This window comes from Winogradskyella algicola, from assembly GCF_005869935.1.
GTDB classification, from domain to species: Bacteria; Bacteroidota; Bacteroidia; order Flavobacteriales; family Flavobacteriaceae; genus Winogradskyella; species Winogradskyella algicola.
Genome location: NZ_SZQF01000009.1, coordinates 73,644 through 88,883 on the forward strand (window position 1 = coordinate 73,644; position 15,240 = coordinate 88,883).

The window sequence follows — 15,240 nt, forward strand, 5'->3', positions numbered from 1 at the left end:
GAAGTCAATTTATCAATGATTTAACACTTAATACATTGTAAAAAAGAAGAGCGATTATCGCATTGATAACCGCTCTAAAAATTTATCCTTAAAGGTATTCTACTTTATCTTAAAAGCTTTTTCCTGTGGAAAGTAAGCAACATCACCTAGTTCTTCCTCAATACGCAATAATTGGTTGTATTTTGCCATACGATCGCTACGCGACGCTGAACCCGTTTTAATCTGGCCTGTGTTTAATGCTACCGCTAAGTCTGCAATAGTATTATCTTCGGTTTCACCTGATCTGTGAGACATAACAGAAGTATAACCTGCATTGTGTGCCATATTTACTGCAGAAATAGTTTCTGTTAAAGTACCGATTTGATTTACTTTAATTAAGATAGAATTAGCAATACCGTTTTCTATACCACGAGATAGACGCTCTACATTTGTTACAAATAAATCGTCACCTACTAATTGTACCTTATCTCCTATTTTATCCGTCAGTACTTTCCAACCGTCCCAATCGTTTTCATCCATACCATCTTCAATAGAGATGATTGGGTATTTTGCTGCTAGTTCTGCTAAGTATTGTGCTTGTTCTTCAGAAGTTCTTACTACTCCAGAGTCACCTTCAAACTTTGTATAGTCATATTTACCATCGACATAAAACTCTGCTGCCGCACAGTCTAAAGCAATCTTAACATCCTCACCAAATTTATATCCTGCCTTTTCTACAGCCAATTTTATAGAATCTAAGGCGTCTTCTGTTCCACCTTCTAAATTAGGAGCAAAACCACCTTCATCACCTACAGCTGTGCTAAGACCTCTGTCGTGTAATACTTTTTTAAGATTATGGAAAATTTCAGTTCCCATTTGCATCGCATGTGTGAAGTTTTTGGCTTTAACAGGCATAATCATAAATTCTTGAAATGCGATTGGAGCATCACTATGAGAGCCACCATTAATGATATTCATCATAGGTAATGGTAGGGTATTTGCAGATACACCACCAACATAGCGATATAATGGCATTCCTAATTCATTAGCTGCAGCTTTTGCAACTGCAAGTGAAACCCCTAAAATTGCGTTGGCGCCTAAGTTGCCTTTATTTTTTGTTCCATCAATCTCAATCATTAATTGATCTATCATGTTTTGTTCAAAAACAGATATCCCAAGTAATTCTTGTGCAATTGTTGAATTCACATTTTCTACAGCCTTTAACACGCCTTTACCCATGTAAGTATCTCCACCGTCTCTTAATTCTACAGCCTCATGCTCACCAGTTGAAGCACCAGAAGGCACTGCTGCTCTTCCCATAATACCATTTTCTGTTACAACATCTACTTCTACAGTTGGATTACCTCTAGAGTCTAAAATTTGTCTTGCGTGTACATTAACTATAATGCTCATTTCGTTATCTTTTTAATTGTTGATAATTTCAAAATTACGAAAATATAGACCGTAAAACAGAACAAAAATCATATTTACGATTAATATTTACTATAATGTTTTCGAAACTAAAAAAACGCAACAAATCTGAAATTTTGTTGCGTTTTTTATATTAGTTGTTTTTGATATTCTCTATAAACTGATCAAATAGATATACTGAATCGTTAGGTCCAGGACTTGCTTCTGGATGATACTGTACTGAGAAACAATTTTTATCCTTTATTTTAATACCTGCTACTGTATTATCATTAAGGTGCACGTGTGTTATTTCTACATTCTCATTGGCTTCTGTTTCTTCTCTATTAATAGCAAAGCCATGATTTTGAGACGTAATTTCACCTTTACCTGTTATTAGATTTTTTACAGGATGATTTATTCCTCTATGACCATTATGCATTTTATAAGTTGAAATACCATTGGCCAAGGCAATAACCTGATGTCCTAAACATATACCAAATAATGGTTTGTTTCTTGCAATAATTTCTTTTGCTACTGCTTGAGCTTCTACCAATGGTTCTGGATCACCTGGTCCGTTTGATAAAAAGTATCCATCTGGATTAAACGCTTCTAAATCTTCAAATTTAGAATTGTATGGAAAGACTTTTATGTAAGCATCTCTTTTGGCAAGATTTCTTAAGATGTTTTTCTTAATTCCTATATCTAATGCAGCAATTTTATAAGTGGCATTTTCATCACCAAAATAATATGGTTCTTTTGTCGAAACTTTTGAGGCCAACTCTAAACCCTTCATATTTGGTTGTTCTGCTAATTGCTTTTTTAGGCTATTTATATCTTCTACTTCAGTAGAAATAACAGCATTCATAGCTCCACTATCTCTTATATAGCTTACCAAGGCTCTTGTATCTACATCTGCAATAGCTAGTGTATTATACCTTTCAAAAAAGTTTTCTAAAGAATCATCTGCTGCTGGACGAGAGTATTCAAAACTGAAGTTTTTACAAATTAAACCTGCAATTTTTACATTATCAGATTCCATCTCATCTTCCTTGGTTCCATAGTTGCCAATATGAGCGTTTGTAGTTACCATAAGTTGACCATAGTAAGAAGGATCGGTGAAAATTTCTTGATAGCCAGTTGTACCAGTGTTAAAACATACTTCACCGAATGCTGTACCGTCTTTCCCTATGGACTTACCATAAAAAATTGTACCATCCTCTAATAGAATCAGTGCTTTTTTTCTTTGTTTATATTTCATGTGCAGTGTTTATGAGATTTCTGCTTTAGCAGAAAAGTTTTACAAAATTCCAAAAAAAAAGGATAAACTTAAAAAGTCTATCCTTTATATTTATCAATGATTATTAACATCGATTATTCTTCTTCGTTTGAAGCTTGAGTTTCTACTGGCGGAACAGCAGTTGTGCTCTTCTTACCACCTCTTCTACTTCTACGAGTAGATTTCTTAGCAGGCTTACCAGCATTATAAAGCTCGTTGTAATCTACTAATTCAATCATAGCCATATCAGCGTTGTCACCTAAACGGTTACCTAACTTAATGATACGTGTGTAACCACCAGGACGATCGCCTACTTTAGCTGCTACATCTCTAAACAATTCTGCAACTGCCTCTTTTTGTCTTAGCCTAGACATCACAATTCTTCTATTGTGAGTAGTGTCTTCTTTAGACTTAGTAATTAATGGCTCTACAAACTGTTTTAATGCTTTTGCCTTTGCAGTCGTTGTATTAATACGCTTATGCTCTATTAAAGAACAAGCCATATTAGCTAACATTGACTTTCTGTGCGCCGATTTTCTACCTAAGTGATTGAATTTTTTTCCGTGTCTCATGACTCTTGTTTTATCATCTTGCTACCAAACTCATTTTTTGAGGAGCAAAATATGATTAATAATTAATTATAATTAGTCTTTATCTAATTTGTATTTACTTAAATCCATACCAAAGTTAAGACCTTTAACGCTTACTAATTCTTCAAGCTCAGTTAAAGACTTCTTACCAAAGTTTCTGAATTTCATTAAATCATTTTTGTTGAATGATACTAAATCCCCTAAAGTATCTACCTCTGCAGCTTTTAAACAGTTAAGCGCACGTACAGAAAGGTCCATATCAACTAATTTAGTCTTCAATAGTTGTCTCATGTGAAGTGATTCTTCATCATAAGTTTCTGTTTGCGCAATCTCATCAGCCTCTAATGTAATACGCTCATCAGAGAATAACATGAAGTGGTGGATTAATATTTTAGCTGCTTCAGTTAAAGCATCCTTAGGATGGATAGAACCATCTGTTAAGATTTCGAAAACTAATTTTTCATAATCCGTTTTTTGCTCAACACGGAAGTTTTCGATACTGTACTTAACATTTTTTATTGGAGTATAGATAGAATCTGTAAAGATTGTTCCCATTGGTGCAGAAGCTTTTTTATTTTCTTCAGCAGGAACATATCCTCTACCTTTTTCAATCGTTAACTCCATGTTGATATTTACTTTAGGATCTAAGTTACAGATTACTAAATCTGTATTTAAAACTTGGAAACCAGAAATAAACTTTTGGAAATCACCAGCAGTGATTTGCTCTTGTCCAGAGATAGAAATAGTAACAGTTTCGTTATCTACTTCGTCAATCTGACGCTTAAAGTTTACTTGCTTTAAGTTTAATATCATTTCAGTTACATCTTCTACTACTCCAGAAATTGTAGAAAACTCATGATCTACACCTTCTATTCTAACAGAAGTGATTGCGAAACCTTCTAAAGAAGATAATAATACACGTCTTAATGCATTACCAACTGTTAAACCATATCCTGGCTCTAATGGTCTGAATTCGAATTTACCTTCGAAATCAGTAGAGTCAATCATGATTACTTTGTCTGGTTTTTGGAAATTTAATATTGCCATTTTGTTGTCTTCGTTTTAATTGTTATTTGGTTGCGCGGTTTATAAGTTTGAAGAAGACAAATAAACCCTTTGGCCAAATACCAATGTGATTAATTTATTATTTAGAGTAAAGTTCGACGATGAACTGCTCATTGATTTGCTCAGGAATTTGGATTCTCGCTGGTACAGAAACATAAGTTCCTTCCATTTTATCATTATTCCAAGTTATCCACTCATAAACATTGCTAGAGTTAGATAATGAAGCTTGAATAGTTTCTAAAGATTTAGATTTTTCTCTTACACCTACAACATCACCAGACTTTAATTGGTAAGATGGAATGTTTACCTTTTGACCATTAACTGTAATGTGTCTGTGAGATACTAATTGTCTTGCAGCACTTCTAGTTGGAGCAATACCCATTCTGAAAACCACGTTATCTAAACGAGACTCACATAATTGTAATAATACTTCACCTGTAATACCTTGAGCGGCAGTTGCTCTTTTGAACATATTTCTGAATTGCTTTTCTAAAATACCGTAAGTATATTTAGCTTTTTGCTTTTCCATTAATTGGATAGCATATTCAGATTTTTTTCCACGTCTTCTGTTGTTACCATGTTGACCTGGAGGATAGTTTCTTTTTTCGAAGGCTTTATCGTCTCCGAAGATAGCTTGTCCGAATTTACGAGCTATTTTAGTTTTAGGACCAGTATATCTTGCCATTTTAAATTAATTTTGAGAGTGATTATAAAATTAAGGTCTTAAGCTTATCCTTCTATAACCGTTAATCTCTCGTTGATACTTGTTTTAAATTTTTCAGTTTGCAAATGTACATAAAAAAAGTTAATATCAACCGAATAATCGACTGATATTAACCTTACTGTGTGTACGTTATTATACGCGACGTCTCTTAGGAGGACGACAACCGTTATGTGGCATTGGAGTTACATCAACAATTTCTGATACTTCAATACCTGAGTTGTGAATAGATCTGATAGCAGATTCTCTACCGTTACCAGGACCTTTAACGTATACTTTTACTTTCTTTAAACCAGCTTCTTTAGCTACACCTGCAGCATCTTCTGCAGCTAATTGCGCTGCATAAGGAGTATTCTTTTTAGAACCTCTAAAGCCCATTTTACCAGCAGATGACCAAGAGATTACATCACCCTTTTTATTTGTTAAAGAAACAATGATGTTGTTAAATGAAGCAGTGATGTGTGCTTCACCAATAGCATCTACTATTACTTTACGTTTTTTTGAACTTGACTTTGCCATATTTTTTAGTTTCTAGTTGTTAGCTTTTAGTTGTTAGAATCCTAAACCTTCCGATTTCGAACAGATTCATCTAACGTCTAATTACTAATGACTAATGTCTGTTATTATTTAGTTACTTTTTTCTTGTTAGCAACTGTTTTTCTTCTACCTTTTCTTGTACGAGAGTTGTTCTTAGTACGCTGCCCTCTTAATGGAAGACCAGCTCTATGACGAATACCTCTGTAACATCCAATATCCATTAAACGCTTAATGTTTAATTGTGTTTCAGAACGTAATTCACCTTCTATTTTGTAAGAACCAACTGCTTCACGGATTGCTCCGATTTCATCGTCAGTCCAATCTTGTACTTTAGTGCTCTCGTCAACTTTAGCAGTCTCTAAAATTTCCTTAGCTCTACTTCTACCTATTCCATAGATATAAGTTAAAGAGATAACTCCTCTTTTTTGTTTTGGTATGTCTACACCTGCAATTCTTGCCATATAATTTAGTTTTTAGCTGTTAGCTTTTAGTTGTTAGAATCCTAAACCTTTCGATTTCGAACAGATTCATCTAACTACTAATTACTAATTGACTTTTTTATCCTTGTCTTTGCTTGAATCTTGGATTCTTTTTGTTAATAACGTAAAGTCTTCCTTTACGACGTACTAATTTACAATCAGCACTTCTCTTTTTAACTGATGCTCTTACTTTCATCTTGTTAGTATCTATAGGTTATACGAGCCTTAGTTAAATCGTATGGGCTCATTTCTAATTTTACTTTATCACCTGGTAACAACTTAATGTAATGCATACGCATTTTACCAGATATGTGTGCCGTCACAATGTGACCATTCTCTAATTCAACTCGAAACATTGCATTAGATAATGCTTCTATTATTGTTCCGTCTTGTTCTATTGCTGCTTGTTTCGCCATAATTTATTTTTAATGTTCAATGCTCAATTAACAAATACCTTGCCTAATTTTTAGTTGAACATTTTTATTGATTTTATAATTATGCGGTAACAGATTTTCTGTTTTTACCGGTTTTCATCAAGCCATCATAATGCTTATTCAATAAATAAGAATTAATCTGCTGCATAGTATCAATAGCCACACCAACCATAATTAATAATGATGTACCACCAAAAAATAAGGCCCATCCTTGTTGCACACCTACTAATTGATAAACAAACGCAGGGAATATTGCTACTAAGGCGAGGAAAATAGATCCTGGTAATGTAATCTGAGACATGATCTTATCTAAGTACTCAGCTGTTTCTGTACCTGGTCTAATACCAGGAATAAACCCACCACTACGTTTTAAATCATCAGCCATTTTGTTAGTAGGTACTGTAATTGCAGTATAGAAATATGTAAATATTATAATTAATAATGCAAAAACAAGGTTGTACCAAAATCCAAAAATATCTTGAAAATTAGTTTGCATCCATTGTCCTACTCCACTTTCAGGTCCGAATAATTTACCAATGTATGCCGGCGCAAACATTATTGCTTGTGCAAATATAATAGGCATAACACCTGAAGCATTTAACTTTAATGGTAAAAACTGACGTGATCCAAATACATTTTTCTCATAGCCACCAGACGCAGTTCTTCTTGCGTATTGAACAGCAATTTTACGCACAGCCATTACTAAGAATACTGAACCTAAGATAATTAAGAACCAGATAACTAATTCTATTAAAATCATCATAAATCCACCATTTCCACCTTCTAATCTTGAGAACATGTTTTGAGCAAATGACTGTGGCATGGTTGCTATAATACCAACCATAATCAATAATGAAATACCATTACCTATGCCTTTATCAGTAATTTTTTCACCTAACCACATTGCGAAAACACAACCTGTAACTAGAATAATCACTGAGGAGAAATAGAAAATGTTTTCTGAAAATCCTGGTATTAACATTTGGTTAATTGACTGTAGCCCAGATAAAGACGGAATAGTACCTAAATAAGCAGGTGCCTGTACCAAACAAATTCCAATAGTTAACCATCGTGTAATTTGAGTAATTTTCTTTTGTCCACTCGCTCCTTCTTTTTGGAGTTTCTGTAGATAAGGAATTGCAATACCCATAAGCTGTACAACGATAGATGCAGAGATGTATGGCATAATACCAAGTGCAAAAACAGAAGCTTTAGAAAAGCCACCACCTGTAAATGCATTAATTAACCATAATAAACCACCTTCTGCAGCAGAACTTTGAAGCTCTGACAACTTTGGAAAATCTACACCTGGTAAAACCACCTGAGCACCAAAACGGTACACCAATAATAAGCCTAAGGTTAGAATAATTCTATCCTTAAGCTCAGTGATTTTCCAGACGTTTTTTAATGTTTCTATTATCTTCATCTTTTAAATCTTATAAAGTTACAGCTTCACCACCAGCAGCCTCAATAGCAGCTTTTGCTGTTGCAGTAAATTTATGTGCAGTTACTGTTAATTTTGCTTTTAATTCACCTCTACCTAGGATTTTAACTAGATCGTTCTTTCCAGCTTTTCCTAATGACACAAGTGTTTCAAAATCTACAGTATCCTTAATTTTCTTTTCATCTACTAACTCTTGTAAAGTATCTAGGTTCACACCTTGATATTCTACTCTATTAATGTTAGTAAATCCAAACTTAGGAACTCGTCTTTGTAAAGGCATTTGACCACCTTCGAAACCTAATTTCTTAGAGTATCCTGAACGTGACTTAGCACCTTTGTGTCCTCTTGTCGCAGTACCACCTTTACCAGATCCTTGACCACGTCCAACACGTTTTCCTTGATTTTTAACTGAACCTTCTGCAGGTTTTAAATTACTTAAATCCATTGTTAAGTTTATATTTTTAAGCTTCTTCTACAGAAACTAAATGTTCAACTTTCTTCACCATACCAAGGATATTTGGTGTGGCATCGTGCTCTACTACTTGTCCAATCTTTCTAAGACCTAAAGCTTCTAATGTTTGCTTTTGTCTTTTAGTACGATTGATTGCACTTTTTACTTTAGTTACTTTAATCTTTGCCATCTTGTCCTAGATTATCCTTTATATACTTTTTCAAGTGAAATTCCACGTTCTCTTGCTACAGCTTTTGCGTCTCTTAATTGTAATAAAGCATCAAAAGTTGCTTTTACAACGTTATGAGGATTTGAAGATCCTTGAGATTTTGATAATACATCATGTACACCAACGGCTTCAAGTACCGTTCTTACAGCACCACCAGCAATAACTCCTGTACCAGGTGCAGCTGGAATAATGTTTACTCTAGCACCACCGTACTTACCTTTTTGTTCATGAGGTAAAGTACCTTTTACGATAGGAATTCTTACTAAGTTCTTTTTCGCGTCTTCTACAGCTTTTGAAATTGCCGTTGCCACGTCTTTAGATTTACCTAATCCATGACCTACAACACCTGCTTCATCACCTACAACTACAATAGCAGAAAAACCAAATGCTCTACCACCCTTTGTTACTTTAGTTACACGCTGTACACCTACTAAACGGTCTTTTAAATCTAATCCGCCTGGTTTTACTAATTCTGCGTTTTTATATTTTTGATACATAATGTCTTAAAATTTAAGTCCTGCTTCTCTAGCACCTTCTGCTAATGATTTTACTCTACCATGATATAAGTAACCACCTCTATCAAAAGAAATAGTTTCTACACCAGCTTTCATAGCTTTTTCTGCAACAGCTTTTCCTACTAAAGCAGCAATCTCAGTCTTATTTCCTTTAGACGTTGCTATATCTTTATCTCTTGAAGATGCAGCAGCTATAGTTTTACCAGTTACATCATCTACGACTTGAGCATAAATTTCTTTATTACTTCTAAAAACAGCTAATCTAGGTCTAGCTTCTGTCCCAGATACTACCTTACGGATTCTGTTTTTTATTCTTAATCTTCTTTCGTTCTTTGTCAATGCCATAACTTACTTATTAAGCTGATTTACCTGCTTTTCTTCTAATTATTTCACCAACAAACTTAATACCTTTTCCTTTGTAAGGCTCTGGCTTACGGAAACCACGGATTTTAGCTGCTACTTGACCAACTAATTGTTTGTCGTGAGATGTTAATTTAACGATTGGGTTTTTACCTTTTTCTGAGATAGTCTCAACTTTTACTTCTGGAGCTATGTCCATAACAATATTGTGAGAAAAACCAATTGCTAAATCTAATTTCTGTCCTTGATTTGATGCTCTATAACCTACACCTACTAATTCTAATTCCTTAGTAAATCCGTTAGATACACCTTCTATCATATTGGCAATTAACGCTCTATAAAGACCGTGTTTTGCTCTGTGATCTTTCTTGTCTGAAGGACGGTTCAATGTTATTGTCCCGTCTTCTATAGTAATTTCAACATCAGAGTAAGTTTGAGTTAACTCTCCCAACTTACCTTTTGCCGTAATTACGTTGTCTTTAATCTCTACAGTTACACCTTCAGGAACTGTGATTGGGCTTTTACCTATTCTTGACATAATTTCCTGTTTTTAGTATACGTAACATAATACTTCGCCACCAACGTTTTCTCTTTGCGCTTGCTTACCAGTCATCACTCCGTGAGATGTAGAAACAATTGCAATACCTAAACCATTTAAGATTCTTGGCATTTCGTTAGCACCAGCATATTTACGTAAACCTGGTTTACTGATTCTTTGAATTTTTTTGATGACAGACTCTTTTGTCTCTTTGTTGTACTTTAAGGCAATCTTAATTGTACCTTGTACAGTTGAGTCATCAAACTTGTAACTTAAAATATATCCTTGATCGAATAATATTTTAGTTATCTCCTTTTTTAAGTTAGATGCAGGAATTTCTACCACTCTGTGGTTAGCTTTCACAGCATTTCTAACTCGCGTTAAATAATCCGCTATTGGATCTGTGTACATAGTTTAAAATTTTGGAAAATGGTTTTCGAACTTCTCGAACCTAGATTCCGATTATACAATAGTTATATTGATAATTGTACAGAAGCTAATTCGCTTCCTCAATGTTACCAACTTGCTTTTTTCACACCAGGAATTAACCCTTTGTTAGCCATTTCTCTAAACATTACACGAGAGATACCAAACTGTCTCATATAACCTTTTGGTCTTCCTGTAAGTTTACAACGGTTATGCATACGTATTGGTGATGCATTTTTTGGCAGCTTTTGTAACGCTTCGTAATCTCCAGCTTCTTTTAAAGCTTTTCTTTTCTCAGCATATTTAGCTACTGTCTTTGCACGCTTCACCTCACGAGCTTTCATTGATTCTTTAGCCATACTTAATTCTTTTTAAATGGTAATCCTAGTTCTGTTAATAAAGACTTTGCTTCCTTATCTGTTTCAGCAGAAGTCACAAATGTAATATCCATTCCTGAGATTTTATTGATTTTATCAATATCAATTTCAGGAAAAATGATTTGCTCTGTAATACCTAAGTTATAGTTTCCACGACCATCAAAACCTGTAGCTTTGATACCGTTAAAATCTCTTACTCGTGGTAATGCAGTTGTTACTAATCTATCTAAGAACTCGTACATTTGCTCACCACGTAAAGTTACTTTTGCTCCAATTGGCATTCCTTTACGTAACTTAAATGAAGCAACGTCTTTCTTAGAAATTGTAGCTACGGCTTTTTGCCCAGATATCTTCGTTAATTCATCAACAGCGTGATCAATCAACTTCTTATCAGCAACAGCAGCACCAACACCTCTAGATAAAACTATCTTTTCAAGTTTAGGTACTTGCATTACATTTTTATATCCAAATTCTTCTGTAAGAGCAGGAATTACTTTTTCCTTGTACTCTTTTTTTAATCTTGCAACGTAAGCCATAATTAAATTACTTCATTAGATTTTTTAGAAAATCTTACTTTATTGTCGCCATCCATTCTGTAACCTACTCTTGTAGTTTCTCCCTTGCTTGTTAATAAAGACAAGTTTGAAATATGAATTGATGCTTCTTTCTCTACAATACCACCTTGTGGGTTTTGCGCACTTGGTTTTGTATGTTTCTTAACCATATTTACACCTTCCACAATGGCTTTGTTCTTATCTTTTAATACTTTAAGTACCTTACCTTCTGATCCTTTGTGGTCTCCAGCAATTACTTTTACAGTATCTCCTGATTTTATTTTAAGCTTTGTCATCTTATTTATCAATTAAAGCACTTCTGGTGCTAATGATACAATTTTCATGAATTGTTTATCACGAAGTTCTCTTGCTACTGGACCAAATACACGCGTACCTCTCATTTCACCTTGTGGGTTTAATAATACACATGCATTATCATCAAATCTAATGTAAGAGCCATCCGGACGTCTTACCTCTTTAGCTGTGCGTACAACAACAGCAGTAGAAACTGCTTTTTTCTTTACACTTCCATTGGGAGTAGCATCTTTAACAGAAACTACTACCTTATCTCCAACAGAAGCATATCTTCTTTTTGTACCACCTAAAACACGAATTACTAAAACTTCTTTAGCACCTGTGTTATCTGCTACTTTTAATCTTGATTCTTGTTGTACCATAATTACTTCGCTCTTTCAATTATTTCTACTAATCTCCAACACTTAGATTTACTCATAGGTCTTGTTTCCATGATCTTTACAGTATCTCCTTCGTTGCAGTCGTTTTTCTCATCGTGCGCAACATATTTCTTTGTTTTTAACACGAACTTTCCATACATAGGATGTTTTACTTTTTTTACTTCTGAAACAACTATAGATTTCTCCATTTTGTTACTAGTAACAACTCCTATACGTTCTTTTCTTAAATTTCTTTTTTCCATCTTTCAGCAGAATACAATTATTGTCCGTCTCTTTTAGTTAATTCTGTTGCTAATCTTGCTACAGTTCTTCTTACAGTACGTAACTGTATAGGGTTATCTAAAGGAGATATTGTGTGAGCCATTTTTAGGTCTGAATAACTCTTTTTAGTCTCACTAAGTTTTTCTTGTAACTCAGCTGTTGAAAGCTGTTTAATTTCTGATTGCTTCATAATTTCTTTTTATTATGCTTCGTAATCTCTAGCAATGATAAACTTAGTTTTTACTGGAAGTTTTTGTGCTGCTAAACGCAAGGCTTCTTGAGCTGTTTCTAACGGCACTCCACTTACTTCAAATAATACGCGTCCTGGTTTTACAACAGCTGCCCAATATTCTACACTACCTTTACCTTTACCCATACGTACTTCAAGAGGCTTTTTTGTAATAGGCTTGTCTGGAAATATTTTAATCCATAACGATCCTTCTCTTTTCATATAACGAGTAGCGGCAATACGCGCTGCTTCTATTTGACGTGCAGTTATAAATGACGAGTCTAAAGATTTTATACCAAAAGTACCATTTGATAACAAATGACCTCTTCCGGCATTACCTTTCATACGACCTTTTTGCTGCTTACGAAATTTTGTTCTTTTAGGCTGTAACATTTTGTCTTTTCTTTAAAAAATTACTTTCTACGACGTTGGTTTTTGTTTCCTCCACGTCCACCTTTTCCTTTTTGCTTAGAAAGACCTACTAATGGAGAAAGTTCTCTTTTTCCATAAACTTCGCCTTTCATAATCCACACTTTTACACCTAATCTACCATAAGTAGTATGTGCTTCAACAAGAGCGTAATCAATATCAGCTCTAAATGTAGATAAAGGAATACGTCCTTCTTTGTAGTGCTCAGAACGTGCCATTTCAGCACCGTTTAAACGACCACTAATTTGAACTTTAATTCCTTCAGCATTCATACGCATAGCTGCAGCGATAGCCATTTTGATTGCTCTTCTGTAAGAAATACGACTTTCTATCTGACGAGCGATACTTGCTGCTACTAAATGTGCATCTAGTTCAGGTCTTTTAATTTCAAAGATGTTCAATTGAACTTCTTTACCAGTAATTTTCTTAAGCTCTTCTTTTAGCTTGTCTACCTCTTGACCACCTTTACCAATAATAATACCAGGTCTAGCAGTAGTGATAGTAACGGTTACAAGTTTAAGCGTACGCTCAATAATTACTCTACTCACACTAGCTTTAGATAAACGAGCATGGATATACTTACGGATTTTATCATCCTCTGCAAGTTTATCTCCATAATCATTTCCGCCATACCAGTTAGATTCCCACCCTCTGATAATTCCTAAGCGATTTCCGATTGGATTTGTCTTCTGTCCCATATCTCTATCTTAGCTTTGTGTTTTATTTAATGAATCTACCACTACAGTAACGTGGTTAGATCTTTTTCTAATTCTGTGTGCTCTACCTTGAGGTGCAGGACGTAAACGCTTAAGCATTGTACCTCCATCTACTCTAATCTCTTTAATAAATAGATTAGCCTCCTCAACATCAGCATCTTCGTTTTTAGCTTGCCAGTTTGCAATTGCAGACATAACCAATTTTTCTAAACGACGAGAAGCTTCCTTAGGACTAAATCTAAGAATCTGAAGAGCTTTCTCAGCCTTTTCACCTCTAACTAAATCTGCAACTAAACGCATCTTTCTTGGAGATGTAGGACAGTTATTTAGCTTAGCAAAAGCAACCTGCTTCTTCTCAGCCTTAATAGCTTCCGCCATTTGTTTTTTACGACTTCCCATGATTCTTATTTTTTACCTTTATTCTTAGCACCTGCATGACCTCTAAATGATCTTGTTGGTGAAAATTCTCCTAATTTATGACCTACCATATTCTCAGTTACATATACTGGAACAAATTGACGACCATTGTGTACTGCTATAGTCTGACCTACGAAATCTGGAGAAATCATAGACGCTCTTGACCAAGTCTTGATAACAGTCTTCTTGTTTGAAGCCACATTTTCTGCAACTTTCTTTTCTAACTTATAATGAATATAAGGTCCTTTTTTTAATGAACGTGCCATACTATCTTACTTATTTCTTTCTACGTTCTACAATATACTTATTACTCGCTTTCGTCTTAGAACGTGTTCTATAACCTTTAGCAGGAATACCATTCTTAGATCTTGGGTGACCACCTGAAGATTTACCTTCACCACCACCCATTGGATGGTCTACTGGGTTCATTACTACTGGCCTTACTCTTGGACGTCTACCTAACCATCTACTTCTACCTGCTTTACCAGATACTAATAATTGATGATCTGAGTTTGAAACAACACCTATAGTAGCCATACAAGTAGCTAACACCATTCTAGTCTCACCAGATGGTAACTTAATAGTTGCGAACTTACCATCTCTTGCCATTAACTGAGCAAAAGCACCAGCACTACGTGCCATAACAGCACCTTGTCCAGGACGTAACTCTATACAAGAAATAATAGTACCTAAAGGTATTTCACTTAATGGCATTGCGTTTCCAATTTCTGGAGCTACTCCGCTTTCACCAGACACAACATTTTGACCTACTCGTAAACCATTTTGGGCGATGATATATCTCTTCTCACCATCTTGATAGTTTAACAAAGCAATAAATGCTGTTCTGTTTGGATCGTATTCTATTGACTTAACTTCAGCTGGAATTCCAGTTTTGTTACGTTTAAAATCAATAATACGATACTTCTTCTTATGACCTCCACCCATGTGGCGCATGGTCATTTTTCCTTGACTGTTTCTACCACCAGATCTTTTTTTCGGAGCTAATAAACTTTTCTCCGGCTTATCAGTAGTTATGGCGTCAAATCCATTTACTACTCTAAAACGCTGAGCTGATGTGATCGGTTTTAATTTTCTAACTGACATTTGT

27 protein-coding genes are annotated in these 15,240 nt (G+C 34.8%); all 27 read right to left on the minus strand.

Going from position 1 to position 15,240, the window contains the following annotated elements:
- Positions 1–99 precede the first annotated feature (99 nt).
- Complete coding sequence (gene eno / locus FC091_RS13570; protein WP_138434811.1) at positions 100–1,392, minus strand: phosphopyruvate hydratase; 1,293 nt, start codon at positions 1,390–1,392, stop codon at positions 100–102.
- A gap of 151 nt (positions 1,393–1,543) precedes the next feature.
- On the minus strand, positions 1,544–2,647 hold the full coding sequence (carA, locus tag FC091_RS13575) for a glutamine-hydrolyzing carbamoyl-phosphate synthase small subunit (RefSeq protein WP_138434812.1): 1,104 nt from the start codon (positions 2,645–2,647) through the stop codon (positions 1,544–1,546).
- 113 nt (positions 2,648–2,760) lie between these two features.
- Positions 2,761–3,237, minus strand: coding sequence for a 50S ribosomal protein L17 (gene rplQ, locus FC091_RS13580; RefSeq protein WP_138434813.1), 477 nt, complete (start codon positions 3,235–3,237; stop codon positions 2,761–2,763).
- Positions 3,238–3,309: 72 nt separating this feature from the next.
- Positions 3,310–4,302, minus strand: coding sequence for a DNA-directed RNA polymerase subunit alpha (locus tag FC091_RS13585; RefSeq protein WP_138434814.1), 993 nt, complete (start codon positions 4,300–4,302; stop codon positions 3,310–3,312).
- A 97-nt stretch (positions 4,303–4,399) separates the two neighbouring features.
- Positions 4,400–5,005 (minus strand): 30S ribosomal protein S4, encoded by a 606-nt coding sequence (rpsD, locus tag FC091_RS13590; protein ID WP_138434815.1) that lies wholly within the window; start codon positions 5,003–5,005, stop codon positions 4,400–4,402.
- 171 nt (positions 5,006–5,176) lie between these two features.
- Positions 5,177–5,560 (minus strand): 30S ribosomal protein S11, encoded by a 384-nt coding sequence (rpsK, locus tag FC091_RS13595; protein ID WP_138434816.1) that lies wholly within the window; start codon positions 5,558–5,560, stop codon positions 5,177–5,179.
- A 104-nt stretch (positions 5,561–5,664) separates the two neighbouring features.
- Positions 5,665–6,039 (minus strand): 30S ribosomal protein S13, encoded by a 375-nt coding sequence (gene rpsM, locus FC091_RS13600; protein ID WP_138434817.1) that lies wholly within the window; start codon positions 6,037–6,039, stop codon positions 5,665–5,667.
- 97 nt (positions 6,040–6,136) lie between these two features.
- On the minus strand, positions 6,137–6,253 hold the full coding sequence (gene ykgO / locus FC091_RS13605; protein ID WP_008269159.1) for a type B 50S ribosomal protein L36: 117 nt from the start codon (positions 6,251–6,253) through the stop codon (positions 6,137–6,139).
- A 4-nt stretch (positions 6,254–6,257) separates the two neighbouring features.
- Complete coding sequence (gene infA / locus FC091_RS13610; RefSeq protein WP_007094967.1) at positions 6,258–6,473, minus strand: translation initiation factor IF-1; 216 nt, start codon at positions 6,471–6,473, stop codon at positions 6,258–6,260.
- A gap of 79 nt (positions 6,474–6,552) precedes the next feature.
- On the minus strand, positions 6,553–7,917 hold the full coding sequence (gene secY, locus FC091_RS13615; RefSeq protein ID WP_138434818.1) for a preprotein translocase subunit SecY: 1,365 nt from the start codon (positions 7,915–7,917) through the stop codon (positions 6,553–6,555).
- Positions 7,918–7,927: 10 nt separating this feature from the next.
- Positions 7,928–8,380 carry a 50S ribosomal protein L15 gene (gene rplO, locus FC091_RS13620; RefSeq protein WP_138434819.1) on the minus strand — a complete coding sequence of 151 codons (453 nt, stop codon included), beginning with the start codon at positions 8,378–8,380 and terminating at the stop codon, positions 7,928–7,930.
- Positions 8,381–8,396: 16 nt separating this feature from the next.
- Positions 8,397–8,576 carry a 50S ribosomal protein L30 gene (gene rpmD, locus FC091_RS13625; RefSeq protein WP_076620351.1) on the minus strand — a complete coding sequence of 60 codons (180 nt, stop codon included), beginning with the start codon at positions 8,574–8,576 and terminating at the stop codon, positions 8,397–8,399.
- 11 nt (positions 8,577–8,587) lie between these two features.
- The gene (gene rpsE / locus FC091_RS13630; RefSeq protein WP_076620350.1) at positions 8,588–9,112 is read right to left on the minus strand and encodes a 30S ribosomal protein S5; all 525 of its coding nucleotides are present in this window, start codon (positions 9,110–9,112) and stop codon (positions 8,588–8,590) included.
- A 6-nt stretch (positions 9,113–9,118) separates the two neighbouring features.
- The gene (gene rplR, locus FC091_RS13635; RefSeq protein ID WP_138434820.1) at positions 9,119–9,475 is read right to left on the minus strand and encodes a 50S ribosomal protein L18; all 357 of its coding nucleotides are present in this window, start codon (positions 9,473–9,475) and stop codon (positions 9,119–9,121) included.
- A 10-nt stretch (positions 9,476–9,485) separates the two neighbouring features.
- Entirely contained in the window at positions 9,486–10,028 is a 543-nt protein-coding gene (gene rplF / locus FC091_RS13640) for a 50S ribosomal protein L6 (RefSeq protein WP_138434821.1), read from the minus strand.
- A 12-nt stretch (positions 10,029–10,040) separates the two neighbouring features.
- Complete coding sequence (rpsH, locus tag FC091_RS13645) at positions 10,041–10,439, minus strand: 30S ribosomal protein S8 (protein ID WP_076620347.1); 399 nt, start codon at positions 10,437–10,439, stop codon at positions 10,041–10,043.
- Between the two features lie 104 nt (positions 10,440–10,543).
- Positions 10,544–10,813 (minus strand): 30S ribosomal protein S14, encoded by a 270-nt coding sequence (rpsN, locus tag FC091_RS13650; RefSeq protein WP_076620346.1) that lies wholly within the window; start codon positions 10,811–10,813, stop codon positions 10,544–10,546.
- Between the two features lie 2 nt (positions 10,814–10,815).
- Positions 10,816–11,367: a 50S ribosomal protein L5 gene (gene rplE / locus FC091_RS13655; protein ID WP_138434822.1), complete on the minus strand. Its 552-nt coding sequence runs from the start codon at positions 11,365–11,367 to the stop codon at positions 10,816–10,818.
- A gap of 2 nt (positions 11,368–11,369) precedes the next feature.
- The gene (gene rplX, locus FC091_RS13660; protein WP_138434823.1) at positions 11,370–11,681 is read right to left on the minus strand and encodes a 50S ribosomal protein L24; all 312 of its coding nucleotides are present in this window, start codon (positions 11,679–11,681) and stop codon (positions 11,370–11,372) included.
- 12 nt (positions 11,682–11,693) lie between these two features.
- The gene (gene rplN / locus FC091_RS13665; RefSeq protein WP_076620342.1) at positions 11,694–12,062 is read right to left on the minus strand and encodes a 50S ribosomal protein L14; all 369 of its coding nucleotides are present in this window, start codon (positions 12,060–12,062) and stop codon (positions 11,694–11,696) included.
- A gap of 2 nt (positions 12,063–12,064) precedes the next feature.
- A complete protein-coding gene (gene rpsQ, locus FC091_RS13670; RefSeq protein ID WP_076620340.1) occupies positions 12,065–12,322 on the minus strand; it encodes a 30S ribosomal protein S17 in 258 nt (85 codons plus the stop codon).
- 17 nt (positions 12,323–12,339) lie between these two features.
- A complete protein-coding gene (rpmC, locus tag FC091_RS13675) occupies positions 12,340–12,531 on the minus strand; it encodes a 50S ribosomal protein L29 (RefSeq protein ID WP_138434824.1) in 192 nt (63 codons plus the stop codon).
- A 12-nt stretch (positions 12,532–12,543) separates the two neighbouring features.
- On the minus strand, positions 12,544–12,963 hold the full coding sequence (rplP, locus tag FC091_RS13680) for a 50S ribosomal protein L16 (protein WP_138434825.1): 420 nt from the start codon (positions 12,961–12,963) through the stop codon (positions 12,544–12,546).
- A gap of 20 nt (positions 12,964–12,983) precedes the next feature.
- Positions 12,984–13,697 carry a 30S ribosomal protein S3 gene (gene rpsC, locus FC091_RS13685; protein WP_076620335.1) on the minus strand — a complete coding sequence of 238 codons (714 nt, stop codon included), beginning with the start codon at positions 13,695–13,697 and terminating at the stop codon, positions 12,984–12,986.
- A 9-nt stretch (positions 13,698–13,706) separates the two neighbouring features.
- A complete protein-coding gene (gene rplV / locus FC091_RS13690; protein ID WP_138434826.1) occupies positions 13,707–14,114 on the minus strand; it encodes a 50S ribosomal protein L22 in 408 nt (135 codons plus the stop codon).
- A 5-nt stretch (positions 14,115–14,119) separates the two neighbouring features.
- A complete protein-coding gene (gene rpsS, locus FC091_RS13695; RefSeq protein WP_008269180.1) occupies positions 14,120–14,398 on the minus strand; it encodes a 30S ribosomal protein S19 in 279 nt (92 codons plus the stop codon).
- A gap of 10 nt (positions 14,399–14,408) precedes the next feature.
- Positions 14,409–15,236 carry a 50S ribosomal protein L2 gene (rplB, locus tag FC091_RS13700; RefSeq protein ID WP_138434827.1) on the minus strand — a complete coding sequence of 276 codons (828 nt, stop codon included), beginning with the start codon at positions 15,234–15,236 and terminating at the stop codon, positions 14,409–14,411.
- Positions 15,237–15,240: the final 4 nt, after the last annotated feature.

Bases quoted from the DNA above. Each gene is read 5' to 3' on its own strand.
- secY (WP_138434818.1), bottom strand. From the start codon at position 7,917: ATGAAGATAATAGAAACATTAAAAAACGTCTGGAAAATCACTGAGCTT.
- rpsM (WP_138434817.1), bottom strand. From the start codon at position 6,039: ATGGCAAGAATTGCAGGTGTAGACATACCAAAACAAAAAAGAGGAGTT.
- rplN (WP_076620342.1), bottom strand. From the start codon at position 12,062: ATGGTACAACAAGAATCAAGATTAAAAGTAGCAGATAACACAGGTGCT.
- rplE (WP_138434822.1), bottom strand. From the start codon at position 11,367: ATGGCTTACGTTGCAAGATTAAAAAAAGAGTACAAGGAAAAAGTAATT.
- rplX (WP_138434823.1), bottom strand. From the start codon at position 11,681: ATGACAAAGCTTAAAATAAAATCAGGAGATACTGTAAAAGTAATTGCT.
- rplV (WP_138434826.1), bottom strand. From the start codon at position 14,114: ATGGGAAGTCGTAAAAAACAAATGGCGGAAGCTATTAAGGCTGAGAAG.
- eno (WP_138434811.1), bottom strand. From the start codon at position 1,392: ATGAGCATTATAGTTAATGTACACGCAAGACAAATTTTAGACTCTAGA.
- FC091_RS13585 (WP_138434814.1), bottom strand. From the start codon at position 4,302: ATGGCAATATTAAATTTCCAAAAACCAGACAAAGTAATCATGATTGAC.
- ykgO (WP_008269159.1), bottom strand. From the start codon at position 6,253: ATGAAAGTAAGAGCATCAGTTAAAAAGAGAAGTGCTGATTGTAAATTA.
- rplF (WP_138434821.1), bottom strand. From the start codon at position 10,028: ATGTCAAGAATAGGTAAAAGCCCAATCACAGTTCCTGAAGGTGTAACT.
- rpmD (WP_076620351.1), bottom strand. From the start codon at position 8,576: ATGGCAAAGATTAAAGTAACTAAAGTAAAAAGTGCAATCAATCGTACT.
- rpsE (WP_076620350.1), bottom strand. From the start codon at position 9,112: ATGTATCAAAAATATAAAAACGCAGAATTAGTAAAACCAGGCGGATTA.
- rplQ (WP_138434813.1), bottom strand. From the start codon at position 3,237: ATGAGACACGGAAAAAAATTCAATCACTTAGGTAGAAAATCGGCGCAC.
- rpsS (WP_008269180.1), bottom strand. From the start codon at position 14,398: ATGGCACGTTCATTAAAAAAAGGACCTTATATTCATTATAAGTTAGAA.
- rpsC (WP_076620335.1), bottom strand. From the start codon at position 13,697: ATGGGACAGAAGACAAATCCAATCGGAAATCGCTTAGGAATTATCAGA.
- rplP (WP_138434825.1), bottom strand. From the start codon at position 12,963: ATGTTACAGCCTAAAAGAACAAAATTTCGTAAGCAGCAAAAAGGTCGT.
- rpsQ (WP_076620340.1), bottom strand. From the start codon at position 12,322: ATGGAAAAAAGAAATTTAAGAAAAGAACGTATAGGAGTTGTTACTAGT.
- rpmC (WP_138434824.1), bottom strand. From the start codon at position 12,531: ATGAAGCAATCAGAAATTAAACAGCTTTCAACAGCTGAGTTACAAGAA.
- rpsD (WP_138434815.1), bottom strand. From the start codon at position 5,005: ATGGCAAGATATACTGGTCCTAAAACTAAAATAGCTCGTAAATTCGGA.
- rplB (WP_138434827.1), bottom strand. From the start codon at position 15,236: ATGTCAGTTAGAAAATTAAAACCGATCACATCAGCTCAGCGTTTTAGA.
- rplR (WP_138434820.1), bottom strand. From the start codon at position 9,475: ATGGCATTGACAAAGAACGAAAGAAGATTAAGAATAAAAAACAGAATC.
- rpsH (WP_076620347.1), bottom strand. From the start codon at position 10,439: ATGTACACAGATCCAATAGCGGATTATTTAACGCGAGTTAGAAATGCT.
- rplO (WP_138434819.1), bottom strand. From the start codon at position 8,380: ATGGATTTAAGTAATTTAAAACCTGCAGAAGGTTCAGTTAAAAATCAA.
- rpsK (WP_138434816.1), bottom strand. From the start codon at position 5,560: ATGGCAAAGTCAAGTTCAAAAAAACGTAAAGTAATAGTAGATGCTATT.
- carA (WP_138434812.1), bottom strand. From the start codon at position 2,647: ATGAAATATAAACAAAGAAAAAAAGCACTGATTCTATTAGAGGATGGT.
- infA (WP_007094967.1), bottom strand. From the start codon at position 6,473: ATGGCGAAACAAGCAGCAATAGAACAAGACGGAACAATAATAGAAGCA.
- rpsN (WP_076620346.1), bottom strand. From the start codon at position 10,813: ATGGCTAAAGAATCAATGAAAGCTCGTGAGGTGAAGCGTGCAAAGACA.